This window comes from Pseudomonas sp. 1, assembly GCF_056626735.1.
In genome coordinates, this window is record NZ_JBWXMQ010000007.1 from 182,475 (window position 1) to 206,774 (window position 24,300).

Consider the following 24,300-nt stretch of genomic DNA (forward strand, 5'->3'; position numbering starts at 1 on the left):
AATCGCCAGCCTGTGCAGTGATGGCCGTGAGCCCGCAATGACAATGACTTCAGAACTTTCCGCAGCCCCCGTTTCAGCAGCGGTAGAGCCGCGCAAGAGTCGCAAGAACAACCCGGAAAAAACCCGCGAGAACATCCTCCAGGAGGCGATCGTCGAGTTCGTCCAGCAGGGGCTGTCCGGTGCTCGCGTGGACGCGATCGCCGAGCGCATCCACACCTCCAAACGCATGATCTATTACTACTTCGGCAGCAAGGAGCAGTTGTATGTCGAGGTGCTGGAGAAGCTCTACGGCGATATCCGCAACACCGAAAATCGCCTGCACCTGGCCGAGTTGCCGCCGGTGGAGGCGATCCGGCGCCTGGTGGAATTCACCTTCGATCACCACGATCGCAACGTCGATTTCGTGCGGATCGTCAGCATCGAAAACATCCACAACGCCGAGTACGTGAAGCGTTCCGACGCGATCAAGGCGATGAACAACACCATCCTCGATTCCCTGGGCGAGATTCTGCGCCGTGGTGCTGAAGAAGGGGTTTTCCGCGCCGGGCTCGACGCGCTGGACGTGCATCTGTTGATCAGTTCGTTCTGCTTCTATCGCGTGTCGAACCGTCACACGTTCGGTGAGATCTTTCAGATCGACCTGCCGGACGAAAGCATCAAGCAGCGTCATCGCGAGATGATTTGCGAATCGGTACTGCGCTACTTGCAGGCGTGACGGCGCCCTTTGTGGGAGCGAGCTTGCTCGCGAAAGCGGTGTGTCAGACAGCACATTTATTGGCTGACGGTAAGCGTTCGCGAGCAAGCTCGCTCCCACAGGGAGCAGAGGTGCGATTCAACCTTTCATGCTTTGAAAATGCGCGAGCATCCGTTGCGCATCCGGCACCCTGCCGCTGAACAACTCAAACGCCTTCACTGCCTGAAACACCGCCATGTTGCCGCCATCCAGGGTTCGGCAACCCAGGGCGCGGGCGTTGCGCAGCAGTTCGGTTTCCAGCGGGAAATACACGATCTCCGCTACCCACAACTCGGGTCGCAACAATGCCGCCGGCACGGGCATGCCGGGTAATTTGGCCATGCCCATCGGCGTGGTGTTTACCAGGCCGTCGGCCCGACTCAACGTGCTCGCCAGATCATGTCCGGCCACGGCTCGACCGGCACCCAAATGCTGGTTGAGGTTGTCGGCCAGACATTCGGCGCGCTCCATGTCCACATCAAAAATGCTCAGTTGCTGTACGCCTTCGCTCAACAAGGCGTGGGCCACTGCCGCGCCTGCGCCACCAGCGCCCATCTGGACTACACGTTCGCGGGCGACGTCTGGCAGGCCGCGACGAAAACCTTCGGCGAAACCCAGGCAATCGGTGTTGTGACCGACACGTTTGCCGTCCTTCAGCACCACCGTATTCACGGCACCGATGCCTCGGGCTTCCGGGGACAATTCATCGAGCAGCGGGATGATTGCCTGCTTGCAAGGGAAGGTGATGTTCAGCCCGGTGTAGTTCATCCGCTCGGCGGCCAGCAGCAGGTCGGGCAGGGCGTTGCTGTCCAGTTGCAGTTGATCGAGATCGATCAGCCGGTACAGGTAACGCAGGCCCTGTTCGTCCCCCTCATGCTCATGCAGGGCCGGGGTGCGGGAGGCCTGGATGCCGGCGCCGATCAGTCCGGCGAGTATCACGTTGTTGCGATTCATGCGGATCGCCCCTTCAGCCGCTGGCTGAAATGTTCCAGGGCCAGGCGATAGCCGTGGCTGCCGAAGCCGCACATCACCGCCGTGGCGATGGCCGAGACGAACGAGTGATGACGGAACGGCTCGCGGGCGTGGACGTTGGACAGGTGCACTTCGATCACCGGCAATTCGCTGGCAACCAGGGCGTCGCGGATCGCGACCGAAGTGTGTGTCCAGGCGGCCGGGTTGATGACGATGCCGGCGCAGCGCTGACGGGCGCCGTGAATCCAGTCGAGCAGTTCGCCTTCGTGGTTGGTCTGGCGAAACTCCACGGCCAGGCCGAATTCTTCAGCGGCGCGCCCGCACAGGGCTGAGATGTCGGCCAGGGTTTCGTGACCGTAGGTCGCCGGTTCACGGGTGCCGAGCAGGTTCAGGTTCGGGCCGTTGAGCACCAGAACGATAGGGGGCATGAGGCAAACTCCACTTATTGTTTTTGGCTTGGGCCGAGTTTTCGACCTGTGGAGTTAAATTGTACTAGATGGTTACTTTAATCAATTGCTCTGCATCGACAGCCCGGTTTTGTGTGCGGTGATCGCACACAGGCGAGATCAGTTCGGCAACTGCTCGACCAGAAAATCGATGAAAGCCCTGACACGCAGCGGCATGTGGCGATTCTGCGGGTACAGCAAGGTGAATGGTCGCGAGCGTCCGCTGTAGGGTTTGAGCACTTCAATCAGCGAGCCGTCGGCCAGTTCCTTTTCGACGATAAAGCGATAGGTCTGGAACAACCCGGCACCGTGCCTGGCCAGGGTCACGCCACCGAGCACATCGTCCGAGCAGCAGAAATTGCCCTCGGCGAGGATTTCCCGTGGCGCGTCTTCGTCGTAAAACAGCCAGGTGATCCGCCGCCCGCTGCTGGGCAGTTCGTACTGGATGCACTCGTGCTGTTCGAGGTCTTCGAGGGTCTGCGGCGTGCCGGCACGTTTCAGGTAGTCGGGGCTGGCGACCATCACCAGCGCCGCGTCTTCCAGATGGCGGGCGATCAGGCCTGAGTCCGGAATCGCACGCACACGGATCGCCATGTCGTAACCCTCGCCGACGAAGTCGATGTTGCGATTGCTGATGTGCATGTCGACTTTCACCTGCGGGAATCGCGCACGAAAGGCAGGCAGCAGCGGCAGGATCCGGTGATGGGCATAGGTCGTAGGAATACTGATACGCAGGGTGCCGGACGGTTCCTGCTGTCGGCCCATGACTTCCCGTTGCGCCTCCACCAGTTGCGCCAGCGCCTGACGGCATTCTTCGTAATAGCGCCGGCCGCTGTCGGTCAGTTTCACGCTGCGGGTGGTGCGCGCGAACAACCGCACGCCCAGGCGTTCTTCCATGCGTGATACCGAACGGCTCACCGCTGCCGGCGTCACCGAAGCCGCCTGCGCCGCACCGGTGAAACTGCCGCACTCGGCGGCCAGGCAAAACAACTCGATGCTGCCCAGCTGAAGATCGTCGAAGTGTCGCTGCATGATTGATTACACCGGGGAATGAGTCTTCGTATGTAGCAAATACGCGGTCGCTGCGAAAGAACTGCTTACCATTTTGCGCGGGGCTTTTGCGGCTCCCGCACTAGGCTCGAAAGGTAGCGGCTGCCGCAGGCCTGGGCGCCGGTGGTCGGATTTGCCAGGGAATGGCAAGTGTTGAAACTTTTAAACCTAACGGATGGGTAGCATGAAGGTATGCAGTTACAAAGGACTGTCAGTGGTGATCATGTTGCATGACGAACATTGTCCGCCCCACGCACATGTGGATGCGGGCGCCTGGAGCGCCCGCTTCAAATTCAGTTTCTGGCACAACGGCGTTGAACTGTGGGATGTGGTGCCGTTGTCGCATCGACCGCCGGTCAGCCTGCTTGAAGGGCTGCGCCAGTCGCTGCGTGAAACCGATCATCTGCGGCGGGCGCGCTGGATCTGGTGGACTCGATTGCGCACCGCCTGCCTCGACAATCAGTGGTGGGACGGGCAGTCGAATCAGGTGGCGGTGCTGCGGGAGGTCACCAGCACGAGTTTCAGGATCGGATCGGCGCATTACGAGGCTGAGGTCAACAAAACCCTGTTGGCCCTGGTCGGCGCCAACGAAGGAGTGGAAATAGAATTATGAAAACAGTCAAAGCCACGCTGCACGCGGATCGGCCCGTCACCGAAAAACGTCTGGACGAAGCGGTCGACCGTGGTGGCGTGCGCCGACGCAGCAGCCTGCAAGCCGTGTCGGTGGCCTTTGAGAAACCGTGTCTGGTGATTCGCTTCGAGGACGACAGTGGCGTGCTGCTGCCAGTGAATCTCTACCGTGAATTCGATGATTTCGAACCCGAAGACTTCAGCGGGTTGAACGTAGGCTTCGCCGGCACCGCCCTTTGCCACGACGGCAAGGACCTGCAGGTTTCCATCGCCGGCATGATCTCCGCCAGTCAGCCATTGATGGCCATGGCCGCTTCGGTGATCGCCTCCCGTAATGGCCGCCAGAGCAGCACCGCGAAAGCTGAAGCCGCACGGGCCAACGGCAGGAAGGGCGGGCGCCCGCGCAAGATCGATCCGGTGCCGTGAGCAGGTACAAAAAAGCCGTCGATGAGGACGGCTTTCTCGTATCTGGCACCTGCGATCAACGCCGGGTCAGTAACACGCCGGATTCCATGTGGTGGGTCCACGGGAACTGGTCGAACAGCGCGCAGCGAGTGATGCGGTGCGTGTCGTGCAACTGGGCGATGTTGGCCGCCAGGGTCTCCGGGTTGCAGGAGATGTACAGGATGTTGTCGAAGCGACGGGTCAGCTCGCAGGTGTCCGGATCCATGCCGGCCCGTGGCGGGTCGACGAACACGCTGCCGAACTCGTAGCTTTTCAGGTCGATGCCGTGCAGGCGACGGAACGGACGAACTTCGTTCAGGGCTTCGGTCAGCTCTTCGGCGGACAGGCGCACCAGCGTAACGTTGTCCACAGCGTTTTCAGCCAGGTTGCTCAACGCAGCGTTGACCGAGGTCTTGCTGATTTCGGTGGCCAGCACTTTGCGCACGCGTGTTGCCAGCGGCAGTGTGAAGTTGCCGTTGCCGCAATACAGCTCCAGCAGATCGTCGCTGCGATCGCCCAGTGCTTCATATGCCCAGTTGAGCATTTTCTGATTCACGGTGCCGTTGGGCTGGGTGAACGCACCTTCCGGCTGGCGATAGCTGAAGGTGCGACCGCCGACGTCGAGTTTCTCGACCACATAATCGAGGCCGAGCACTTCGCGCTTGCCCTTGGAGCGACCGATGATGCTGACGCCCAGGTCCGCCGAGAGCTTGGTGGCCGCCGCGTGCCAGTGTTCGTCCAGTGGACGGTGGTAGCACAGGGTGATCATCGCGTCGCCGGCCAGGGTGGTCAGAAACTCCACCTGAAACAGCTTGTGGCTCAGCGCTGCACTGGCCTGCCAGGCCGCTTTCAATTGCGGCATCAACTGGTTGATGCGCAGGCTGGCGATCGGGAACTCTTCGATGAGGATCGGCGTGCGTTTGTCGTCCTGGGAAAACATCGCGTAATGCCGCTCACCGCCCTCGCGCCACAGGCGGAATTCGGCGCGCAGGCGGAAGTTCTGCAGCGGCGAATCGAACACCGTTGGCTCCGGCGCATCGAACGGGGCCAGCAGGTCACGCAGGCGCGTGACCTTGTCTTCGAGTTGTGCGGCGTAGGCCTGGGAATCAAAAGTCATGCGTTGAACCAACCCAGCTTGATCACGAACAGAATCGACAGGATCACCAGCGCCGGGTTCAGCTCACGGGCGCGGCCGGACAGCAGTTTGATCGCAGTCCAGGCGATGAAGCCGAAGGCGATGCCGTTGGCGATGGAATAGGTGAAAGGCATCGCCAGGGCGGTGACCACGACCGGCGCGGCGACGGTGATGTCGTCCCAGTCTATTTCCGCCAGGCCCGAAGTCATCAGCACGGCGACGAACAGCAGCGCCGGCGCGGTGGCAAACGCCGGTACGCTGGCGGCCAGTGGCGAGAAGAACAGCGCCAGCAGGAACAGGATCGCGACGACGATGGCGGTCAGGCCGGTGCGGCCGCCGGCACTCACGCCCGCAGCGGATTCGATGTAGCTGGTGGTGGTCGAGGTGCCCAGCAGCGAGCCGGCCATCGCAGCGGTACTGTCGGCGATCAGCGCACGGCCCATTTTCGGCATGTGGCCGTCCTTGCCCATCAGGCCGGCGCGCTTGGCGACACCGATCAGGGTACCGGAGTTGTCGAACAGGTCGACAAACAGGAAGGCGAAAATCACGCTGACCAGACCGATGTCCAGCGCACCCTTGATGTCCAGTTGCAGGAACGTCGGGGCCAGCGAAGGTGGCATCGAAGTCACGCCGCCGAACGGGGTGAAGCCCATTACGATCGAGACGATGGTCACCACCAGAATGCCGATCAGCACCGCGCCGCGCACTTTCAGCGCTTCAAGGGCAACGATCAGGGCAAAACCGAGGGTGGCGAGGATCGGGGCCGGTTGTTTCAGGTCACCGAGGCCGACCATGGTCGCCGGGTTGCCGACCACGATGCCGGCGTTGTGCAGGGCGATCAGCGCCAGGAACAGGCCGATACCGGCGGCAATCGCCGAACGTAGCGGCAGCGGAATGCTGTTGATGATCCATTCACGGATGCGGAAGATCGACAGCAGGAAGAAGCACACGGCCGAAATGAACACCGCGCCCAGCGCCACTTGCCAGGTATGGCCCATGTGCAGCACGACGGTGTAGGTAAAGAAGGCGTTCAGACCCATGCCTGGCGCAAGGGCGATCGGGTAGTTGGCGATCAGGCCCATGACCGTGGAGCCGATGGCGGCTGCCAGACACGTGGCGACGAACACCGCGCCTTTGTCCATGCCGGTCTCGCCGAGGATGCTCGGGTTGACGAACAGAATGTAGGCCATGGCCAGGAAGGTCGTGACGCCCGCCAGAATCTCGGTCCGCACGTTGGTGTTGTGTGCCTTGAGTTGAAACAGCCTTTCCAGCATGTCTGCTCCCCGTGGCGCGCGTGGCGCCGTGAATGTATCGACCTCAACAGCAAAGCACAGACCGTCGCAAGCGCCTGGAAAATTGTGGTGGGCCGGAAAAAGCCGCGCATCATACCAGCAGCGTGAGGAAGATGGCGGATGTTGGTGTCGATCGTCGGCGAAGTTTTGCACCACGGCCAAGTACGCCATACTGCGCGCTGTTTTTTCGGGGATGGATCGCATGACCAAGGGTTGGATGAAGAGCGCTGGATTGATGGCCTTGCTGCTGGCCGCTGCATCGGCGGCACTTGCGGCATCGGCGCCGCCATTGAGCGAGGTGAAAGTCATCAAGGTTCAGTCGTCGTCCTGCGGGCTCGAAGACATTACCGATGGCCAGGTGCAGACCCGTTGCGATCACAGCGCGCCGGGCATCAAGGTCTATGTGCTGGAAATCGGCTACGGCCAGAGCCAGCCTCAGGCAGCGCTGGACGGTTTCGAAGTGAACGGCACCCGGAGCCCGGTCTGTGCTTTTGATAACGGCAACCTGACCGAATGTACGCCAGGTGCGAAAACCGTCGGTTCGCTATACACCTTCGATCTGGCGGCCCGTCAGGAAGGCACCTTTACCTTCAGCAACACGTCGATCAACGCCCCGCGCAACACGATGTCGACCCAGCTTTACATCAAGTAACGGCTGTCGCCGACCAAGGCAGGGCAAAGCTGACTACGCTTTAAAGATCTCCCAGCGGATGGCGCCCATGACCTTTAGAGCCCTGATTACCCTCGCCGAGGGCATCGATGATCTGCAATGCGTAACCCTGATCGACGTGCTGCGCCGGGCCGGTATCGAAGTGATGGCGGCCAGCATCGAGGGCCGGCGCATGCTGACCTGTGCCCGAGGCACGCGCCTGACTGCCGACGGCATGCTCATTGATGTGCTGGCCCAGACCTTCGACCTGATCGTCCTGCCCGGTGGCGCGGTCGGCGCACAACACCTTGCCGCCCACCAGCCCTTGCAACAATTGCTCAAGGATCAGGCCAGCGCCGGACGCCTGTTCGCCGCGATCGCCGAAGCTCCGGCGATCGCGCTGCAAAGCTTCGGTGTATTGCGTCAACGCCGCATGACCTGCCTGCCCGCCACCAGCCATAACCTCTCCGGTTGCACGTTTGTCGATCAACCGGTGGTGGTCGACGGCAATTGCATCACCGCCCAGGGTTCCGGCGCAGCACTGGCGTTCGCCCTGACACTGGTCGAGCAACTGGCGGGCAAGGCCGTCAGAGCGAAGGTGGCGGGGGAGTTATTGGCCTGAGAGCGTCAGGCGTGAGCAGCGATTGGTTGAATGGCTGGCTGCTCACGGTGCTCGGCTTGCCAAAGGTCGTAATCGGTTTGAACGCCTAGCCACATACGAGCCTTGCCAATCCCCGCGCGTTCCAGACGGACGGCCAGATCCGGGCTGATCGGCGCATGCCCGTGCAGGACACGAGAAAGGTGGGGACGAGCGAATCCAAGATGCCGAGCCAATTCGGTGACGCTGATACCAAGCTCCGGCAATACATCCATCAGCAGCGTTTCACCGGGGTGTGGCGGGTTGTGCATGGGCATGAGCCTGCCTCCTGTCAGTGGTAATCCAGATAATCAACCAGTTCGATATCCGACCCTGCAAATCGAAAGATAACCCGCCAGTTCCCGGACACACTGAGTGACCAGTATTCGCAAAGCTCCCCTTTCAGTGGATGCAGACGCCAACCGGGAAGATCCAGATCCCCCGGAACGGCGGCCCGATCCATGAACTGCAGCATGCGCGACAGCCGTTTAGCGTGATCGGCACGAATCCCGCGAGTCGAACCGGTTTCATAGAAGCCGCGAAGGCCTTTGTGCTGAAAGGATTTGATCATGAAGCGAGTGTAAGGCGATACATTACACTCAATGCGGTATCTATGTACCGCATCTTTTCGAGCTGATTATGCTTGGCGGGTTTATTCCGCAGGTGGCAGCGGTGCAGCTAAGCCTTCACCTCTTCCACCGGCACATGCATTCGGTCGCGGTTGGCCAGGGTCGGGAACAGTTTGATCCAGGTCCCGGTTACCACCAGCGTACCGATCCCGCCCATCACCACTGCCGGTACGGTGCCGAACCAGTGGGCGGTGAGGCCGGATTCGAATTCGCCCAGTTGGTTCGAGGCACCGATGAACAGGCCGTTCACGGCGCTGACCCGGCCGCGCATTTCATCCGGGGTTTCCAGTTGCACGAACGAGGCGCGGATCACCATGCTGATCATGTCCGCCGCGCCGAGCACCACCAGCACCGTCAACGAGAACCAGAACGAAGTCGACAGACCGAACGCGATGGTGGCGACACCGAATACGCCGACGGCAGTGAACATCACCCGACCGACGTTGCGTTCAACGGCAAACCGCGCCAGAAACAACGACATCATCAACGCCCCGACCGCCGGCGCCGAGCGCAGCAATCCCAATCCCCACGGCCCGGTCAGCAGAATGTCCTTGGCGAACACCGGCAACAGGGCCGTTGCACCGCCGAGCAGCACCGCGAACAGGTCCAGCGAAATCGCCCCGAGAATGTCCGGGCGGCTGCGAATGAAGCGAATCCCCGCCAGCAACGAATCCAGTGTCGCCTTGCCTTTGTTCAGCGGTGTTTGCCGCGCGGGCAGGTTGAGCATCAAGGTACACGCGATGACGTACAGAACGACGGTGGGGCCATAGACCCAAACGCTGCCGAAGGCATAAAGCAGACCGCCAAGCGCCGGGGCGACGATGGTGGCCGATTGCTGCGCCGACTGCGCGGCAGCGACGGCCCGTGGGAACAGCGTGCCGGGCACGATGCTCGGCAGCAGCGCCTGGGTGGTCGGCATTTCGAAGGAGCGCGCGGCGCCCAGCAGGAACGCCAGGATAAAAATCATTTCCCGGGTGACATGGTCGGTGGCGCTGCCGATGGCCAGTGCCAGAGCGATCAAGGCTTGCAACGACTGACAGATCGCCGCGACCTTGCGCCGATCGTAGCGATCGGCAACGTGGCCGGTGTGCAGCATGAACAATACACGTGGAGCGAATTCCACCAGCCCGACCAGACCCAGATCGAGCACGTTGCCGGTCAGTTGATAGAGGTTCCAGCCGATCGCCACGGTGAGCATTTGAAAACCGCTGGCGGTGAAGATCCGGGCAAACCAGAAAGCAAGAAAGGGACGGTGGTGACGTAACAGCAAGGGCTCTTGGCTGGGCATTTGCGGGCCGGTCTTGATCGAGGGGAATCGCGAGATTATCACCAGTCTGTAACAGGAAGTTGCTATGACAGAAAATTTAGTTAGCCAGACATCGATTTTTCCGAGAGTACGTGGCCAAGGATGTTTCGCGGCGTTGCCAGGGCTGTGAGGCAACTTGTCACGCGGCAAAAGACCACGCGGTTCTCCGTCGGAAATGGGACTACTCTTTCAACGTTGATTGATCCAGATCAAGACCCTTCGTGGAGATGATCGCGGACCCGTCGGCAGACTCCCTGCGTCGCGATGCCTGTAAAAAGAAGAACGAATCCGAGTTCGCCGCACTCCATACCCGTGGGGGCAGTGGTTCAAGGCCGCCAGTCCTGGAACCGTTATCTGATAGAGGAAAGCTTATGTTCGGTTTAGAGGCCCTGGATCTCGCCCGAATTCAGTTCGCGTTCACCATCTCGTTCCACATCCTGTTCCCGGCGATCACCATCGGTCTTGCGAGCTATCTCGCGGTGCTGGAAGGCCTGTGGCTGAAAACCCGCAACGACACCTACCGTGACCTCTACCATTTCTGGTCGAAGATCTTTGCCGTCAACTTCGGCATGGGCGTGGTCTCGGGCCTGGTCATGGCTTACCAGTTCGGCACCAACTGGAGTCGCTTCTCGGACTTCGCCGGCTCCGTTACCGGGCCGTTGCTGACGTACGAAGTGCTCACGGCGTTCTTCCTCGAGGCCGGTTTCCTCGGCGTGATGCTGTTCGGCTGGAACAAGGTCGGGCGCGGCCTGCACTTTTTCTCCACGGTGATGGTGGCCATCGGCACGTTGATTTCGACCTTCTGGATTCTCGCTTCCAACAGCTGGATGCAGACCCCGCAGGGCTTCGAGATCGTCAACGGGCAGGTCATTCCAACCGACTGGCTGGCAATCGTTTTCAACCCTTCGTTCCCCTATCGCCTGATGCACATGGCGACTGCCGCGTTCGTCGCCACGGCGTTCTTCGTCGGTTCCTCGGCGGCCTGGCACCTGTTGCGCGGCAAGGACAACCCGGCGATTCGCACCATGTTGTCGATGGCGATGTGGATGGCGTTGATCGTTGCGCCGATCCAGGCGGTCATCGGTGACTTCCACGGCCTCAACACCCTTAAGCACCAGCCGGCGAAAATCGCTGCGATCGAAGGCCACTGGGAAAACGTCGGCAACGAGGCGACGCCGCTGATCCTGTTCGGCTGGCCGGACATGAAGGAAGAGAAAACCAAATACGCGGTCGAGATCCCGTACCTCGGCAGCCTGATCCTGACCCACTCGCTGGACAAGCAGGTGCCGGCGCTCAAGGAATTCCCGCCTGAAGACCGGCCGAATTCGACCATCGTGTTCTGGTCGTTCCGGATCATGGTCGGCCTCGGTTTCCTGATGATCTTCACCGGCCTCTGGAGCCTGTGGCTGCGCAAGCGCGACACGCTCTACACGTCGCGGCCGTTCCTGTACCTGGCGTTGTGGATGGGACCGTCCGGCCTGATCGCGATCCTGGCGGGCTGGTTCACCACTGAAATCGGTCGTCAGCCGTGGGTGGTCTACGGGCTGATGCGCACGGCGGATGCGTCCTCCAACCACAGCTTCATGCAGATGAGCATCACGCTGATCATGTTCGTGGTGGTGTATTTCGCGCTGTTCGGTGCGGGGCTGGGCTACATGATGCGCCTCGTGCGCAAAGGACCGAAAACCGACGAAGGCAAGGAAACCAACGAAGGTGGCCCTGGCCAGAAACGCACGCCGGCCCGTCCGTTGTCCGCTGCCGACGACGATGGCGCCGAACACGACCGCAGCCTGACCAAGGAGATTTGAGTCATGGGTATTGATCTTCCGCTGATCTGGGCCGTGATCATCATCTTCGGGATCATGATGTACGTGGTGATGGACGGTTTCGACCTGGGGATCGGGATTCTCTTCCCGTTCATCCCCGGCAAGACCGACCGGGACGTAATGATGAACACCGTCGCCCCGGTATGGGACGGCAATGAAACCTGGCTGGTACTGGGCGGCGCGGCGTTGTTCGGCGCGTTCCCGCTGGCCTATTCGGTGGTGCTGTCGGCGCTGTACCTGCCGCTGATCTTCATGCTGATCGGGTTGATTTTCCGCGGCGTGGCGTTCGAGTTCCGCTTCAAGGCCAAGGACGACAAGCGTCATTTGTGGGACAAGGCATTCATCGGTGGTTCGGTGGCGGCGACGTTCTTCCAGGGCGTGGCGCTGGGCGCGTTCATCGATGGCTTGCCCGTGGTCAACCGGCAATACGCCGGCGGCTCACTGGACTGGCTGACGCCGTTCACGCTGTTCTGCGGCGCCGCGCTGGTGGTGGCGTACGCGTTGCTCGGCTGCACCTGGCTCATCATGAAGACCGAAGGCAAGCTGCAGGAACAGATGCATGACCTGGCGCGTCCGCTGGCCTTCGTGCTGTTGGCGGTAATTGGCATCGTCAGTCTGTGGACGCCGCTGGCCCACCCGGAAATTGCGACGCGCTGGTTCAGCATGCCGAACCTGTTCTGGTTCATGCCGGTGCCGATTCTGGTGCTGGTGACGATGTACGGTCTGATTCGCGCGGTGGCACGCAATGCCAACTACATGCCGTTCCTGCTGACCCTGGTGCTGATCTTCCTCGGCTACAGCGGTCTGGGCATCAGCCTGTGGCCGAACATCGTGCCGCCGTCGATCTCGATCTGGGACGCCGCCGCACCGCCGCAAAGCCAGGGATTCATGCTGGTGGGCACGCTGTTCATCATCCCGTTCATCCTGGGTTACACCTTCTGGAGCTACTACGTGTTCCGCGGCAAGGTCACCCACGAAGACGGTTATCACTAGGCGTGATCACGATGGCGCCGAGAGCGGCGCCATCTCCCCTCAACCGGAGGATGCAAGCATGACCGGCAAACATTCCCTGCACGACATTGAAGAAGCCGAAAAAAAGCCGCTGTGGCAGCGGCTTGGCTGGTTGGCCATGATTTGGGTCGGCAGCGTCGGCGCATTGTTCATCGTCGCCAGCCTGATGCGCATGTTCATGAATGCAGCAGGCCTGACCACGCACTGAGACTTCCCATCCCGTTGCCTTGCGGCACGGATTCTTGACCCTCCGACCGGAGGGTTTTTTTTGCCCGGATTATTTGCGCGCCTTGAGAATCACGAACTTTGGTGTGGCCGCGACTTGCTCGACGCCCCGGAACAGCCGCGCCAGTTTGTTGTGATAACCCAAATGACGGTTGCCGACGATGTACAGCGCACCGCCAACCACCAGCGCTTCGCGGGCCTGCTGGAACATGCGCCAGGCGAGGAAGTCGCCAACCACCTGTTGCTGATGGAATGGCGGGTTGCACAGTACTACGTCCAGCGATTGCGCTTGCTGCCCGGCCAGACCGTCGCCGGCGCGCACGATCACTTCACGTTCGCCCAGCGCCGCACGCCAGTTTTCGGCGGCGGATTGCACGGCCATGAACGATTCGTCCACCAGCGTGTAATGCGCCTCGGGGTTTTGCAGGGCGCTGGCGATGGCCAGTACGCCGTTGCCGCAGCCTAGGTCGGCAACTCGTGCCGAGCCGAGGTTTTTTGGCAGATGCGGAAGGAAGGCGCGGGTGCCGATGTCCAGCCCTTCACGGCAGAACACGTTGGCGTGGTTGAGCAGTTCGATGGCCGGCTCGTCGAGGCGATAACGGGTCGGGTAGGGCGAGACGGCGGGTGCCTTGGCCTCGGGCGTGGCAATCAGCAAGCGCGCCTTCTTCACTGCCAGCGAAGCCTGGACCGGCCCGATGTAGCGCTCCAGAAGATCACCGGCGGCGCGGGGCAAATGCTTGACCATCGCCGCTGCTACCACTTGCGCACCGGGTGCCAATTGGCCTTGCAGGCGAATCAATTGCTCTTCCAGCAGCGCCAGGGTTTTCGGTACGCGGATCAGTACCCGGTCGAACGGCCCGACCAATGGTTCGCTGGCGGGAACGCCTCGGAGAGCATCAAACACCTGGCCATTGCGCAGCAGGTTTTTTTCCAGACCCTGAAACGCCAGGAACGAATCACCGCTGGTGCTGATCTGCACTTTGCCTGCGAGGCTGATGGCCAGCGCGCCGAAACTGTCGTTGAGCACCAATACTCGGGTATCCGCCGGCAGATTCTGTTCGGCCAGATGATTGAGCAGGTATTCGTCAGCCGCATCGAAAGCTTGCAGCGGTTCGTTCTGCTGTTCGGGCTGGCGGATCAGATCAAGCTGGGCGAAGGGCGTATCGAGCAAAGGCATGGGGCGGGGACTCTGGGTAATCGAGGGGTGTCCCGCGGCTCAGGGAATCGTGCGGCGGAACCGACCGAGTGGACAGCGGCGCGAAAGACCTGCGACATCACTCAGGAAGGCTGCAAATGGTACGTTTTTTTTGTTGGTAATACTCGTCTGATTTCAGGGCGGTGTTCGAGATTGATCTAGAGATATCCGGCCTTGGCGGCGGCGATGACGGCTGAAATCTTGTTGCAGGTATTGAACTTGATGATCAGGTTTTTGATGTGATAGTTCACGGTTCGTTCGGCTACATTCAGAATCTGGCCGATTTCCCAGGCGGTCTTGCCCAAGGCACACAGCCTGACGATCTCGATCTCGCGTATGGACAATCGCACGGGTGGTGGTTTGGCCGGCATTGGCGGGAGGGCAGTGACGAACAACTCACTCAAATGCTGCAAGACGTATTGCAACACTCCGTATTCGTTATACAACTCAAGGGCATAAATTTCGCAATGGGTTCTTGCCAGACTGATTGTGCAGCACAGGCCATGTTCTTCGTTGTGATACGACTGCGACCAGCCATGCCCCATTCCATGATTTTGAAGCGCGCTCCACATGAGGGGTGCCTTTGAGAACGCTTTTCTGCTCCAGAGAAATGGCAACATAGACTGATAGCAATATGCTGTTATTGGATCATCAATGCTGTAAATTTCTTCGTATTCTGCGTTCCATTCAGGCGTGAAGTTATTGATGCAAAACGGTTTAAAAGATTGAGAGGCAGGCCGCGATATTGTAATGCCACAAAACTGGAAGCCAATATTGTTGGCAAAATTTTTCAAAATCGGGAAAGCATTCTCGATTTCCTTCGCGCGCGTCAGTTGTTCAATCTGAAATTCCTTCCACCTTTCCATTTTGGCTCTTCTCCAAAAAACGCTGGGGTGCTGGTTGTTGGATCCAATTTATTCAGCACGGATTGGAGTGTAGGACGCTTCCTACGTAGCCGTTTAGTTTTTTTTGTTCTTGGGCGGGGTGTCTAATTGGAATATCTAAAAAATATCTATATGTCAGAAATCATTTAATCATCTTTGATTTTTGAGTTAATTAGATTTTTTAGAGCAGTGACACTATTGCATGCCATTACAAACTGTCAGTGTTTCAATATTGATTAATGCGTGACAATCGGGTCCTTGTTGATGGAGTGACCCAATGACAGCCAGCAGCGAAAAATACAGCCGTCAGACATTGCTCGATGTTCAACCGCTGACCCCGAACCTGTTTACCCTTCGTACCACGCGGGATGTCGGTTTCCGTTTCCGCGCCGGGCAATTCGCGCGGATCGGAGTCACTCGTGAGGACGGCAGCACGGTGTGGCGCGCCTACTCGATGGTGTCTTCGCCGTTCGACGAGTTTCTTGAATTTTTCTCCATCGTGGTACCAGGCGGCGAATTCACCAGCGAACTGAGCCGGCTGAAGGCGGGCGACAGCTTGCTGATCGAGCGCCAGGCCTTTGGATATCTGACGCTGGATCGCTTCATTGATGGCCGCGATCTCTGGTTGTTATCCACAGGAACGGGGGTGGCGCCGTTTCTGTCGATCCTTCAGGACTTTGAGGTGTGGGAGAAGTTTGAACGAATCATCCTGGTCTACAGCGTGCGAGAAGCTCGGGAGCTGGCCTATCAGCAGCTGATTGCCGAGCTGACGCAGCGCGACTATCTGACTGAATATGCGCATAAATTCCAGTTTATTCCGGTGGTCACCCGTGAACCGTATGCCGGCGCTCTCAACGGGCGCATCACCACGCTGATCGAAAATGGCGAGCTGGAGAGGATGGCAGGCGTCGAGCTGGCGCCGGCGCATTCGCGAGTCATGCTCTGCGGTAATCCACAGATGATCGATGACACCCGGGCCTTGCTCAAGCAACGCGGCATGGCCTTGAGCCTGACTCGGCGACCGGGGCAGGTAGCGGTGGAAAACTACTGGTAAGAAAACGGCGCCCTCAGGCGCCGTTTCAGTCTTCAAGGCCGGTTGTTCTGGGCCTTCAGCAGATCGCGGATCTCGCCCAGCAGTTCTTCTTCCTTGGTCGGTACCGGCGGCAAGGTAGGCGCCACGGCTTCTTCGCGCTTCAAGCGATTGATGACTTTGACGCCCATGAAAATCGCGAAGGCGACGATCACGAAATCAAGAACGCTCTGGATGAATTTACCGTAAGCCAGCACCACCGCAGGGGCACTGCCCTCGGCGGCTTTCAGCGTAATGGCCAGGTCACTGAAATCCACCCCGCCGATCAGCAGGCCGATTGGCGGCATGATTACATCGCCGACGAACGACGAAACGATCTTGCCAAAGGCTGCGCCGATGATGATACCAACGGCCATGTCGACCACATTGCCTTTGACCGCGAAGGCCTTGAACTCGCTGAGCACGCCCATAGTTATTTCCTTGTTACAGATGAGTTTGGTGTACGCAGTGTAAATCAGCATAACGCGTCCTGCGCGTAACACCTTCTTACAAAGCCCGTTTTTATCGACACATCAATTCTCGATTAGTTTGCAAAGTGCCACCAATCGCGCGCGGAATACGCTGCAAGCGGCTGATCCTGAAGAAAAAACGTTCAATCACGGCGTAGCGATCTTTCTCAGGTGTGGCGAACCGAGCTCCTGGCCTGTGTCTGGCGCACCTGGATGCGCCTCAAAAACAAAGGAATCTGAAGTTAATTCCACACTTTATTCATGGGTTTATTCCGCGTAGCGTTGGTGTATTGGTCGCCAGCTTATTGACCTTTTCCGTGAACGCTACACCGCTGCCCGTGACAACGGTCCGGCGGTCGGCGACTTCTTCTCCCATGTACCGAAACCACCCGCACATTGATCCACTTGTATTCCAACTCAGGGGCACCAGCCCGTTATCGGGAGGTGGACGGGAACAGTGTGCATGCCTACAGATTGGTCAATAACAAAGGCGATTTGCACTATTTGAAGTTTCACTGGAAAAGTTTGCAGGGCATCCGCAACAAGTTGTGCAAGTTGAGGGCCGGAATTACAGAAGTGTGACTGACAATTGGTAACAAATATTTACAAGGAAAACTTTCAAATAGAACTTGTACATTCAAGTTTTGAATTCGCAAGACTTGTCCAAGTTTGATTTCGATTCTCTTGAGTTGGTCGAGTGACGGCGAGATCTTTCAATTTCCGGCAATTGACCGGCAGCACCGCCGCGCGTCTGGCCGGCGGAGAAATCTGTCCCGGTGCGCCGCGCTGATGGGTGATGGCTGCGTTATCATCGCGGTTTTTGCCGGGGGTTCAGATGGCCAAGGCCAAGCGCATGTACGGCTGCACCGAGTGCGGCGCAACCTTTCCCAAGTGGGCCGGGCAGTGCGGCGAATGCGGCGCCTGGAATACCCTGACCGAAACCATGGTCGAGAGCGGCGGTGCCGCCGCTCCGAGCGGGCGCACCGGCTGGGCCGGGCAGCAGGCCCAGATCAAGACCCTGGCCGAAGTCAGCATCGAAGAAATTCCACGTTTTTCCACAGCCTCCGGCGAACTCGACCGAGTGCTCGGCGGTGGCCTGGTGGACGGTTCGGTGGTACTGATCGGCGGTGATCCTGGCATCGGCAAATCGACGATTCTGTTACAGACCCTGTGCAACCTCGCCAAGAACATGCCGGCGCTGTATGTCACCGGCGAAGAATCCCAACAACAGGTTGCCATGCGCGCCCGTCGCCTGGGCCTGCCCCAGGATCAATTGCGGGTCATGACCGAAACCTGCATCGAAACCATCATCGCCACCGCCCGCCAGGAAAAGCCCAAGGTGATGGTGATCGACTCGATCCAGACGATCTTCACCGAACAACTGCAATCGGCACCGGGTGGCGTGTCCCAGGTGCGCGAAAGTGCGGCACTGCTGGTGCGGTACGCCAAGCAAAGCGGTACGGCGATTTTCCTGGTCGGCCACGTGACCAAGGAAGGCGCGCTCGCAGGGCCGCGCGTTCTGGAGCATATGGTCGACACCGTGCTGTATTTCGAAGGCGAATCCGACGGTCGGTTGCGTTTGCTGCGGGCGGTGAAAAACCGTTTCGGCGCGGTCAATGAACTCGGCGTATTCGGAATGACCGACAAGGGCCTGAAAGAAGTCTCCAACCCTTCGGCGATTTTTCTCACACGTGCTCAGGAAGAAGTCCCGGGCAGCGTGGTCATGGCGACGTGGGAAGGCACCCGGCCAATGCTGGTGGAAGTCCAGGCGCTGGTGGATGACAGTCACTTGGCCAACCCGCGTCGAGTCACCCTGGGTCTGGACCAGAATCGTCTGGCGATGTTGTTGGCTGTTCTGCATCGTCATGGCGGCATTCCGACCCACGATCAGGACGTGTTCCTCAACGTGGTCGGCGGGGTGAAAGTACTGGAAACCGCCTCCGACCTGGCGTTGATGGCCGCCGTCATGTCGAGCCTGCGTAATCGTCCGCTGCCCCACGACTTGCTGGTGTTCGGTGAAGTCGGTCTGTCCGGCGAAGTGCGCCCGGTGCCGAGCGGTCAGGAGCGTCTGAAGGAGGCCGCCAAGCACGGCTTCAAGCGCGCGATCGTGCCAAAGGGCAACGCGCCGAAGGAAGCGCCGGCAGGGTTGCAGATCATAGCGGTGACGCGGCTGGAGCAGGCGCTGGACTCGTTGTTCGAGTAATCAGAGTTCCATCAACGCGCCAAGCTCCCGTTCGAGCTCGGCCTCATCCCCGAGGTTGAGTTCGATCAGGCGTCGCAGGCGCTGGATCGATTCCAGGCTGATGTGCCGGCACTGGAAACCCAGTTGGCCATGATCGTCGTGCGCCAGTTGCACATCCATCTGAATGTCGATGTCGTTGCTCAAATGAATGTCGACGTTAAAGTCCTGCGTTTCATCCCCCAGCCACGGTTCCGGTTTTTCGATCAATAGGCCCTTGAGCGACAGGTCGATCAATTTCACCGGCCAGATGTACTCGCCCTGGCTCAATTCGGTCTTGGCATCGAACGCAATACGTTTGAAGCGGCGACGCTCGCTCATGGCGCAATCCTCTTGAAAGTACGCTGACTATAGACCCGCCTCATCGAGCGCTGCCAGTACGGCGGGGCGTCAGACCAATGTCGGGGTATGGCCTTTGCCGCCAGTAGCGCTAAACTCGGGGTGGCTGTCTTTCTTGTCCACCCTGGCTGGAATAATAAAATGAAAAATAATAATAGCCTGCTACGCCACTTACCCTGGCTGCTGCTGGCAATCGTAGGAGCGTGCGCCCTGGGCGTAGTGGCATTGCGCCGAGGCGAGGCGATCAACGCCTTGTGGATTGTGGTCGCCGCCGTGGCCATCTATCTGGTTGCGTATCGTTACTACAGTCTGTTCATCGCTAACAATGTGATGCAACTCGATCCGCGTCGGGCCACCCCCGCCGTGCTCAACAATGACGGTCTGGACTACGTTCCGACCAACAAACACATTCTCTTCGGTCACCACTTTGCGGCCATCGCCGGCGCGGGGCCGCTGGTCGGCCCGGTACTGGCGGCGCAGATGGGCTATCTGCCCGGTACGCTGTGGCTGATCGCCGGCGTGGTGCTGGCGGGCGCGGTGCAGGACTTCATGGTCCTGTTCATGTCCACCCGTCGCAACGGCCGTTCCCTGGGCGACATGGTGCGTGAAGAAATGGGCCGCATCCCCGGTACCATCGCCCTGTTCGGCTGCTTCCTGATCATGATCATCATCCTCGCGGTGCTGGCGCTGATCGTGGTGAAAGCCTTGGCGGAGAGCCCGTGGGGCATCTTCACCGTAATGGCGACCATCCCGATCGCGATGTTCATGGGCATCTACATGCGATACATCCGTCCGGGCCGCATCGGCGAGATTTCGGTCATCGGCGTTTTGCTGCTGCTCGGTTCTATCTGGCTGGGCGGGCAGATCGCCGCCGATCCGGTCTGGGCCAAGGCCTTCAGCTTCACCGGCGTGCAAATCACCTGGATGCTGATCGGTTATGGCTTCGTCGCCGCCGTTCTTCCGGTGTGGCTGATCCTTGCCCCGCGTGACTACCTCTCCACCTTCCTCAAGATCGGTACCATCGTCGCCCTGGCGATCGGCATCCTGGTGACCATGCCCGAGCTGAAAATGCCGGCCCTGACCCAGTTCGTCGACGGCACCGGCCCGGTATGGAAGGGCGGTCTGTTCCCGTTCCTGTTCATCACCATCGCTTGCGGTGCGGTATCGGGTTTCCATGCACTGATCTCGTCCGGCACCACCCCGAAGCTGCTGGATAACGAAACCAACGCCCGTTACATCGGTTACGGCGGCATGCTGATGGAATCGTTCGTGGCCATCATGGCCATGGTCGCGGCCTCGGTGATCGAGCCAGGCGTTTACTTCGCCATGAACAGCCCGGCTGCCGTGGTCGGCGGTGATGTGGTGGCTGTAGCGACTGCAGTCAGCAACTGGGGCTTCGCGATTACCCCGGATGCCCTGCAAGCCGTAGCGCATGACATCGGCGAAACCACCATTCTGGCCCGTGCCGGTGGTGCGCCGACCCTGGCGGTCGGTATCGCGCAGATCCTGCACAGTGTCCTGCCGGGTGAAAACACCATGGCGTTCTGGTACCACTTCGCGATCCTGTTCGAAGCGCTGTTCATCCTGACCGCTGTCGATGCCGGTACCCGCGCCGGTCGCTTCATGCTGCAGGACCTGCTCGGTTCCTTCGTACCCGCACTGAAACGTACCGAATCCTGGACTGCCAACCTGATCGCCACCGCCGGTTGTGTGGCAATGTGGGGCTGGTTGCTGTATCAGGGCGTGATCGATCCGCTGGGTGGTATCAACACCCTGTGGCCGCTGTTCGGTATCTCCAACCAGATGCTGGCCGGTATCGCGCTGATGCTTGGCACCGTGGTTCTGATCAAGATGAAGCGCCAGCGCTACATCTGGGTCACCCTGTTGCCGGCCACCTGGCTGCTGATCTGCACCACGACGGCGGGCTTCATCAAGCTGTTCGACGCCAACCCGGCGATCGGCTTCCTGTCGCTGGCCAAGAAGTACAACGATGCGCTGGCCGCAGGCCAGGTGCTCGCACCAGCCAAGAGCGTCGAGCAGATGCAGCACGTGATCTTCAACGCCTACACCAACGCAACACTGACCGCGCTGTTCCTGTTCGTGGTATTCAGCATCCTGTTCTACGCGCTCAAGGTCGGCATCGCCGCCTGGGGCAAAAAAGAGCGTACGGACAAAGAATCGCCATTCCAGGCCCTGCCGGACGCGTAACCAGAGGATTGCAGCATGTTCAATGACCTGAGTCGCCTCGGTAAATACCTCGGTCAGGCCGCGCGCCTGATGGTCGGCATGCCCGACTACGACACCTACGTCGAGCATATGCAGACCAAACACCCGGACAAGCCGGTGATGAGCTACGAGATGTTCTTTCGTGAACGTCAGGAAGCCCGTTACGGTGGCAAGGGTGGGCCGAAGTGCTGTTGATCTGACAGCCTTCGGTTGATGTAGTCCCCAACTGTGGGAGCGGGCTTGCCCGCGAAAGCGGTGTGTCATTGAGCAATGATGTCGACTGACACGACCCCTTCGCGAGCAAGCCCGCTCCCACATTTGTTTTGTGTTGTTCATCAATTTTGTGAAGGGGATCGATGTTGTCTTCTCCAATACCTGTAACGGTGCTCAGCGGTTTCCTCGGCGCCGGCAAGACCACCTTGCTGCGCCACCTGTTGAAAGCCGAGCACGGCCTGAAAATCGCCGTGATCGAAAACGAATTCAGCGACGCCGGCATCGACGCCCAATTGCTCGGCGACGAGCCGGTGCAAGTCATGACGCTGGCCAACGGCTGCGTCTGCTGCACCATTCACACCGATCTGACCAAGGCCCTGTACCTGCTGCTCGAACGGCTGGACAGCGGCGAAATCGCTTTCGATCGCCTGGTCATTGAATGCACCGGCCTGGCTGACCCGGCGCCAGTGGCGCAGACCTTTTTCATCGACGAAGAATTGCGCGAGCGCTATTTGCTCGACGGCATCATCACTCTCGTCGACGCAGCTCATGCCGAGTTGCACCTGACCCAGACCATCGCCCAGGCGCAGATCGGTTTTGCCGACCGCTTGCTGGTGAGCAAGACCGATCTGGTGGACGAGGCAGCGTTCACTGCGCTCAGCGAACGCCTGACCCGCATCAACCGTCGTGCGCCGATTCGCGTGGTCGAACACGGCAACATCGATCTGGCTGAATTGCTCGATGTGCGCGGTTTCAATCTGAATGCCGATCTCGGCGGCGGGGTGAGTCTGCGGCCGGTGAGCAAGGCGCCGTCCATCGACCGGATTTCCAGTCTGGTGCTGCGTACCGATCAGCCGCTGGATATCGATCAGCTCAGCGAATTCATGAATGAACTGCTGGAAGAGCACGGCAAGCAATTGCTGCGCTACAAAGGCGTGTTGAACATAGCGGGCGAAGATCGTCGGCTGGTGTTTCAGGGCGTGCTGAAACTCTACGGCTTCGACTGGGACACCGAGTGGGCCGAGGGCGAGGCGCGGGAAAGCGTGATCGTGTTTATCGCCGATGATTTGCCGGAAGAGAAAATCCGGGCGGGGTTTGCCAGGGTGGCGGCGGGCTGAAGGCTGTTCGGTGCCTGTGATGCAGTCATCGCGGGCAAACCCGCTCCCACAGGTCAAGCGGCGGGCACAATGTTTTTGGTCGCCTCAAACCCTGTTGGAGCTGGCTTGCCAGCGATGGCAGTTCAACCGGCAACACAATGTTGGAGGGATGAGCCTAGTAAGGTCTGCTCAAGATGATCCAGATGTCGATTCATCAACCTGTCGGCTTTGGAAAGATCTCTGCGCTCCACCGCCTCAACCAACGCCAGATGTTCCTCCCACGCGCAACATCTGTGCGTCTGCTTACCGCATCGCGCAATCGCCAATGAGGTCAGCGGCACCAATGTGCCGAGAAAATGCGCCAGCGGTGCATTCCCGGCCATCTTCGCCAGTTGCAAATGGAACTCCCCGGACAGACGAATCGCCGCACCGCGTCGATCTTTATCCACAGCCTGGCGCTCACGCTCGATCAGGGCGCGCAGGCGTTTCAGATCTTCAGCCTGCGCATGCTGACAAGCCAATCGCACCAGCGTGTTTTCAGTCAGACGCCGGGCGTGCAGCGCCTGACGTGTCTGCTCGGCGTCCGGCGCGGCCACTCGCGGTCGATGGTTGGCCCGCAGCACGATGATCTGTTCGTGGGACAACTGGGTCAGCACCCGACGCACATCAGCGCGGCTGACACCGAACATCTGCTTCAGGCTTTCTTCGGTGAAACGGCTGGCGGTATCGAGGCGCTGTTCGAGGATCGCGTCGAGCAGGCGCGGATACAGATCGTCCACCGGCGCATGCAGGCGGGAGAAGGGCAGGGGCGCTGAGGTCGGGCGAGGGTGCGACGGCGTGGCAAGACTGTTCATGGCCGGTCTCCAGTGTGAGGCGTTTCAGTGGCTCAGGTTGTCATCCGGAATATTCAGCGCGATGCCCATCCGCTGGCCTTCACGCAGGATGTGCCGGCGCATTTCGGCACTGGCCTGTGCGCTGTTCTTGCTGCGGATCGCGCGCACCACGGCTTCGTTTTCTTCAAGGCGTTCGGCCAGGTGCTCCGGTGAGTTGCGCAGCACTTCGGCACTTTGCTTGAGGGCGTTGCTGGTCTGTTGCACCACGCTCTGGAAAATCGGGTTCGAGGTCAGGGTGAACAGTTCTTCGTGGAAGGCGATGTAGGCACTGACCCCGGCTTCGCTGTCGCCCGCTTCGAGGGCTTCGCGCATGTCCATCAGGGTCAGGCGCAATTGCCCGACTTCCTTGCTGCTGATCGACTGCGCCACCAGACCGACAATGAACGGTTCAAGGGTGTAGCGCAGTTGCAGCACGTCTTCGAGGCTGGCGCCGGCCACAGCGCTGTCGTGGCTTTGACTGTCACCGGCCTGAGCGTCCAGCACGACCACGCCTTTGCCCGGCATTGAGCGCACCAGGCCGAGGGTTTCCAGCACGATCACTGCTTCGCGCAGGCTCGGGCGGCTGATGCCCAGTTGTTCGGCCAGTTCACGCTGGCCCGGCAGCATCTCGCCGGAGCGCCACTGACCCCGGGCGAGGGCGGCCCGGAGTTTTTCGACCACTGAGTTGACGACGGTTGATGTAGTAATCAC

At 59.8% G+C, this 24,300-nt stretch carries 27 protein-coding genes and 1 pseudogene; 14 read left to right on the forward strand and 14 right to left on the reverse strand.

Features of this window, described 5'->3' with window-relative positions; genetic code table 11:
• Positions 1-37 precede the first annotated feature (37 nt).
• A complete protein-coding gene (locus AC1MDC_RS12875) occupies positions 38-715 on the forward strand; it encodes a TetR/AcrR family transcriptional regulator (protein WP_085697565.1) in 678 nt (225 codons plus the stop codon).
• 117 nt (positions 716-832) lie between these two features.
• On the opposite strand, the gene AC1MDC_RS12880 is transcribed toward AC1MDC_RS12875, so the two are convergent.
• From AC1MDC_RS12880 to AC1MDC_RS12890, 3 genes are all read right to left on the reverse strand, one after another.
• A complete protein-coding gene (locus tag AC1MDC_RS12880; protein ID WP_227233602.1) occupies positions 833-1,687 on the reverse strand; it encodes a shikimate dehydrogenase in 855 nt (284 codons plus the stop codon).
• A complete protein-coding gene (gene aroQ / locus AC1MDC_RS12885) occupies positions 1,684-2,133 on the reverse strand; it encodes a type II 3-dehydroquinate dehydratase (protein WP_064382130.1) in 450 nt (149 codons plus the stop codon). Before aroQ ends, AC1MDC_RS12880 begins: the two co-directional genes overlap by 4 nt.
• Positions 2,134-2,271: 138 nt before the next feature.
• Positions 2,272-3,183, reverse strand: a complete 912-nt coding sequence (locus AC1MDC_RS12890) for a LysR family transcriptional regulator (RefSeq protein WP_085703142.1) — start codon at positions 3,181-3,183, stop codon at positions 2,272-2,274.
• Positions 3,184-3,385: 202 nt separating this feature from the next.
• On the opposite strand from AC1MDC_RS12890, the gene AC1MDC_RS12895 reads away from it, so the two are divergent.
• On the forward strand, positions 3,386-3,814 hold the full coding sequence (locus AC1MDC_RS12895) for a DUF4160 domain-containing protein (RefSeq protein ID WP_227233601.1): 429 nt from the start codon (positions 3,386-3,388) through the stop codon (positions 3,812-3,814).
• Positions 3,811-4,257, forward strand: a complete 447-nt coding sequence (locus tag AC1MDC_RS12900; RefSeq protein ID WP_085697561.1) for a hypothetical protein — start codon at positions 3,811-3,813, stop codon at positions 4,255-4,257. The genes AC1MDC_RS12895 and AC1MDC_RS12900 overlap by 4 nt, the downstream gene beginning before the upstream one ends.
• Positions 4,258-4,312: 55 nt before the next feature.
• Here AC1MDC_RS12900 and trmA read toward each other — a convergent pair whose 3' ends face one another.
• Both trmA and AC1MDC_RS12910 read right to left on the reverse strand, forming a co-directional pair.
• Complete coding sequence (gene trmA / locus AC1MDC_RS12905) at positions 4,313-5,392, reverse strand: tRNA (uridine(54)-C5)-methyltransferase TrmA (protein WP_227233599.1); 1,080 nt, start codon at positions 5,390-5,392, stop codon at positions 4,313-4,315.
• Positions 5,389-6,684: an NCS2 family permease gene (locus AC1MDC_RS12910; protein WP_480393101.1), complete on the reverse strand. Its 1,296-nt coding sequence runs from the start codon at positions 6,682-6,684 to the stop codon at positions 5,389-5,391. The genes trmA and AC1MDC_RS12910 overlap by 4 nt, the downstream gene beginning before the upstream one ends.
• Before the next feature lie 220 nt (positions 6,685-6,904).
• Between AC1MDC_RS12910 and AC1MDC_RS12915 the strand changes: the two genes are divergently transcribed.
• Positions 6,905-7,354, forward strand: a complete 450-nt coding sequence (locus tag AC1MDC_RS12915; RefSeq protein ID WP_085697558.1) for a DUF4879 domain-containing protein — start codon at positions 6,905-6,907, stop codon at positions 7,352-7,354.
• 67 nt (positions 7,355-7,421) lie between these two features.
• Positions 7,422-7,973 carry a DJ-1 family glyoxalase III gene (locus AC1MDC_RS12920; protein ID WP_480393102.1) on the forward strand — a complete coding sequence of 184 codons (552 nt, stop codon included), beginning with the start codon at positions 7,422-7,424 and terminating at the stop codon, positions 7,971-7,973.
• A gap of 5 nt (positions 7,974-7,978) precedes the next feature.
• Here AC1MDC_RS12920 and AC1MDC_RS12925 read toward each other — a convergent pair whose 3' ends face one another.
• The 3 genes from AC1MDC_RS12925 to AC1MDC_RS12935 form a co-directional block, all read right to left on the reverse strand.
• The gene (locus AC1MDC_RS12925) at positions 7,979-8,266 is read right to left on the reverse strand and encodes a HigA family addiction module antitoxin (protein ID WP_045121630.1); all 288 of its coding nucleotides are present in this window, start codon (positions 8,264-8,266) and stop codon (positions 7,979-7,981) included.
• A 14-nt stretch (positions 8,267-8,280) separates the two neighbouring features.
• The gene (locus AC1MDC_RS12930) at positions 8,281-8,559 is read right to left on the reverse strand and encodes a type II toxin-antitoxin system RelE/ParE family toxin (RefSeq protein WP_085697557.1); all 279 of its coding nucleotides are present in this window, start codon (positions 8,557-8,559) and stop codon (positions 8,281-8,283) included.
• Positions 8,560-8,666: 107 nt separating this feature from the next.
• Positions 8,667-9,905: an MFS transporter gene (locus AC1MDC_RS12935; RefSeq protein ID WP_085703147.1), complete on the reverse strand. Its 1,239-nt coding sequence runs from the start codon at positions 9,903-9,905 to the stop codon at positions 8,667-8,669.
• 389 nt (positions 9,906-10,294) lie between these two features.
• Here AC1MDC_RS12935 and AC1MDC_RS12940 point away from each other — a divergent pair, with 389 nt between their 5' ends.
• Genes AC1MDC_RS12940 through AC1MDC_RS12950 form a run of 3 tightly spaced genes read left to right on the forward strand, consistent with a single transcriptional unit; the run spans position 10,295 to position 12,968 of the window.
• Positions 10,295-11,731: a cytochrome ubiquinol oxidase subunit I gene (locus AC1MDC_RS12940; RefSeq protein ID WP_085697555.1), complete on the forward strand. Its 1,437-nt coding sequence runs from the start codon at positions 10,295-10,297 to the stop codon at positions 11,729-11,731.
• A gap of 3 nt (positions 11,732-11,734) precedes the next feature.
• Positions 11,735-12,742, forward strand: a complete 1,008-nt coding sequence (gene cydB, locus AC1MDC_RS12945) for a cytochrome d ubiquinol oxidase subunit II (RefSeq protein ID WP_085697554.1) — start codon at positions 11,735-11,737, stop codon at positions 12,740-12,742.
• Between the two features lie 58 nt (positions 12,743-12,800).
• Positions 12,801-12,968, forward strand: a complete 168-nt coding sequence (locus AC1MDC_RS12950; protein ID WP_007950992.1) for a DUF2474 domain-containing protein — start codon at positions 12,801-12,803, stop codon at positions 12,966-12,968.
• A 69-nt stretch (positions 12,969-13,037) separates the two neighbouring features.
• Here the strand turns inward: AC1MDC_RS12950 and AC1MDC_RS12955 are convergent, their stop codons facing one another.
• A complete protein-coding gene (locus AC1MDC_RS12955; RefSeq protein ID WP_480393103.1) occupies positions 13,038-14,162 on the reverse strand; it encodes a methyltransferase in 1,125 nt (374 codons plus the stop codon).
• A gap of 176 nt (positions 14,163-14,338) precedes the next feature.
• Positions 14,339-15,046 carry an autoinducer binding domain-containing protein gene (locus AC1MDC_RS12960; RefSeq protein WP_266200693.1) on the reverse strand — a complete coding sequence of 236 codons (708 nt, stop codon included), beginning with the start codon at positions 15,044-15,046 and terminating at the stop codon, positions 14,339-14,341.
• A gap of 295 nt (positions 15,047-15,341) precedes the next feature.
• On the opposite strand from AC1MDC_RS12960, the gene AC1MDC_RS12965 reads away from it, so the two are divergent.
• Positions 15,342-16,118 (forward strand): ferredoxin--NADP reductase, encoded by a 777-nt coding sequence (locus AC1MDC_RS12965; protein WP_480393104.1) that lies wholly within the window; start codon positions 15,342-15,344, stop codon positions 16,116-16,118.
• 32 nt (positions 16,119-16,150) lie between these two features.
• Here the strand turns inward: AC1MDC_RS12965 and mscL are convergent, their stop codons facing one another.
• Positions 16,151-16,564: a large-conductance mechanosensitive channel protein MscL gene (gene mscL, locus AC1MDC_RS12970; RefSeq protein WP_085697550.1), complete on the reverse strand. Its 414-nt coding sequence runs from the start codon at positions 16,562-16,564 to the stop codon at positions 16,151-16,153.
• 400 nt (positions 16,565-16,964) lie between these two features.
• Between mscL and AC1MDC_RS12975 the strand changes: the two are divergent.
• A pseudogene (locus AC1MDC_RS12975) lies at positions 16,965-17,292 on the forward strand (catalase); the annotation flags it as partial.
• A 146-nt stretch (positions 17,293-17,438) separates the two neighbouring features.
• Entirely contained in the window at positions 17,439-18,806 is a 1,368-nt protein-coding gene (gene radA / locus AC1MDC_RS12980) for a DNA repair protein RadA (RefSeq protein WP_085689697.1), read from the forward strand.
• Here radA and AC1MDC_RS12985 read toward each other — a convergent pair whose 3' ends face one another.
• A complete protein-coding gene (locus AC1MDC_RS12985) occupies positions 18,807-19,163 on the reverse strand; it encodes a PilZ domain-containing protein (RefSeq protein ID WP_085697549.1) in 357 nt (118 codons plus the stop codon).
• 159 nt (positions 19,164-19,322) lie between these two features.
• On the opposite strand from AC1MDC_RS12985, the gene AC1MDC_RS12990 reads away from it, so the two are divergent.
• The 3 genes from AC1MDC_RS12990 (at position 19,323) to yjiA (ending at position 22,738) form a co-directional block, all read left to right on the forward strand.
• Positions 19,323-21,389, forward strand: a complete 2,067-nt coding sequence (locus tag AC1MDC_RS12990) for a carbon starvation CstA family protein (protein ID WP_085697548.1) — start codon at positions 19,323-19,325, stop codon at positions 21,387-21,389.
• 15 nt (positions 21,390-21,404) lie between these two features.
• The gene (locus tag AC1MDC_RS12995; protein WP_003228401.1) at positions 21,405-21,602 is read left to right on the forward strand and encodes a YbdD/YjiX family protein; all 198 of its coding nucleotides are present in this window, start codon (positions 21,405-21,407) and stop codon (positions 21,600-21,602) included.
• Positions 21,603-21,763: 161 nt separating this feature from the next.
• Positions 21,764-22,738: a GTPase gene (gene yjiA, locus AC1MDC_RS13000; RefSeq protein ID WP_176247737.1), complete on the forward strand. Its 975-nt coding sequence runs from the start codon at positions 21,764-21,766 to the stop codon at positions 22,736-22,738.
• Between the two features lie 122 nt (positions 22,739-22,860).
• Here yjiA and AC1MDC_RS13005 read toward each other — a convergent pair whose 3' ends face one another.
• Together AC1MDC_RS13005 and AC1MDC_RS13010 are read right to left on the reverse strand one after the other, a co-directional pair.
• Positions 22,861-23,571, reverse strand: coding sequence for a GntR family transcriptional regulator (locus tag AC1MDC_RS13005; RefSeq protein ID WP_480393105.1), 711 nt, complete (start codon positions 23,569-23,571; stop codon positions 22,861-22,863).
• A gap of 24 nt (positions 23,572-23,595) precedes the next feature.
• The gene (locus AC1MDC_RS13010; protein ID WP_085697546.1) at positions 23,596-24,300 is read right to left on the reverse strand and encodes a FadR/GntR family transcriptional regulator; all 705 of its coding nucleotides are present in this window, start codon (positions 24,298-24,300) and stop codon (positions 23,596-23,598) included.

Bases quoted from the DNA above. Each gene is read 5' to 3' on its own strand.
- AC1MDC_RS12875 (WP_085697565.1), top strand. From the start codon at position 38: ATGACAATGACTTCAGAACTTTCCGCAGCCCCCGTTTCAGCAGCGGTA.
- AC1MDC_RS12880 (WP_227233602.1), bottom strand. From the start codon at position 1,687: ATGAATCGCAACAACGTGATACTCGCCGGACTGATCGGCGCCGGCATC.
- aroQ (WP_064382130.1), bottom strand. From the start codon at position 2,133: ATGCCCCCTATCGTTCTGGTGCTCAACGGCCCGAACCTGAACCTGCTC.
- AC1MDC_RS12890 (WP_085703142.1), bottom strand. From the start codon at position 3,183: ATGCAGCGACACTTCGACGATCTTCAGCTGGGCAGCATCGAGTTGTTT.
- AC1MDC_RS12895 (WP_227233601.1), top strand. From the start codon at position 3,386: ATGAAGGTATGCAGTTACAAAGGACTGTCAGTGGTGATCATGTTGCAT.
- AC1MDC_RS12900 (WP_085697561.1), top strand. From the start codon at position 3,811: ATGAAAACAGTCAAAGCCACGCTGCACGCGGATCGGCCCGTCACCGAA.
- trmA (WP_227233599.1), bottom strand. From the start codon at position 5,392: ATGACTTTTGATTCCCAGGCCTACGCCGCACAACTCGAAGACAAGGTC.
- AC1MDC_RS12910 (WP_480393101.1), bottom strand. From the start codon at position 6,684: ATGCTGGAAAGGCTGTTTCAACTCAAGGCACACAACACCAACGTGCGG.
- AC1MDC_RS12915 (WP_085697558.1), top strand. From the start codon at position 6,905: ATGACCAAGGGTTGGATGAAGAGCGCTGGATTGATGGCCTTGCTGCTG.
- AC1MDC_RS12920 (WP_480393102.1), top strand. From the start codon at position 7,422: ATGACCTTTAGAGCCCTGATTACCCTCGCCGAGGGCATCGATGATCTG.
- AC1MDC_RS12925 (WP_045121630.1), bottom strand. From the start codon at position 8,266: ATGCCCATGCACAACCCGCCACACCCCGGTGAAACGCTGCTGATGGAT.
- AC1MDC_RS12930 (WP_085697557.1), bottom strand. From the start codon at position 8,559: ATGATCAAATCCTTTCAGCACAAAGGCCTTCGCGGCTTCTATGAAACC.
- AC1MDC_RS12935 (WP_085703147.1), bottom strand. From the start codon at position 9,905: ATGCCCAGCCAAGAGCCCTTGCTGTTACGTCACCACCGTCCCTTTCTT.
- AC1MDC_RS12940 (WP_085697555.1), top strand. From the start codon at position 10,295: ATGTTCGGTTTAGAGGCCCTGGATCTCGCCCGAATTCAGTTCGCGTTC.
- cydB (WP_085697554.1), top strand. From the start codon at position 11,735: ATGGGTATTGATCTTCCGCTGATCTGGGCCGTGATCATCATCTTCGGG.
- AC1MDC_RS12950 (WP_007950992.1), top strand. From the start codon at position 12,801: ATGACCGGCAAACATTCCCTGCACGACATTGAAGAAGCCGAAAAAAAG.
- AC1MDC_RS12955 (WP_480393103.1), bottom strand. From the start codon at position 14,162: ATGCCTTTGCTCGATACGCCCTTCGCCCAGCTTGATCTGATCCGCCAG.
- AC1MDC_RS12960 (WP_266200693.1), bottom strand. From the start codon at position 15,046: ATGGAAAGGTGGAAGGAATTTCAGATTGAACAACTGACGCGCGCGAAG.
- AC1MDC_RS12965 (WP_480393104.1), top strand. From the start codon at position 15,342: ATGACAGCCAGCAGCGAAAAATACAGCCGTCAGACATTGCTCGATGTT.
- mscL (WP_085697550.1), bottom strand. From the start codon at position 16,564: ATGGGCGTGCTCAGCGAGTTCAAGGCCTTCGCGGTCAAAGGCAATGTG.
- radA (WP_085689697.1), top strand. From the start codon at position 17,439: ATGGCCAAGGCCAAGCGCATGTACGGCTGCACCGAGTGCGGCGCAACC.
- AC1MDC_RS12985 (WP_085697549.1), bottom strand. From the start codon at position 19,163: ATGAGCGAGCGTCGCCGCTTCAAACGTATTGCGTTCGATGCCAAGACC.
- AC1MDC_RS12990 (WP_085697548.1), top strand. From the start codon at position 19,323: ATGAAAAATAATAATAGCCTGCTACGCCACTTACCCTGGCTGCTGCTG.
- AC1MDC_RS12995 (WP_003228401.1), top strand. From the start codon at position 21,405: ATGTTCAATGACCTGAGTCGCCTCGGTAAATACCTCGGTCAGGCCGCG.
- yjiA (WP_176247737.1), top strand. From the start codon at position 21,764: ATGTTGTCTTCTCCAATACCTGTAACGGTGCTCAGCGGTTTCCTCGGC.
- AC1MDC_RS13005 (WP_480393105.1), bottom strand. From the start codon at position 23,571: ATGAACAGTCTTGCCACGCCGTCGCACCCTCGCCCGACCTCAGCGCCC.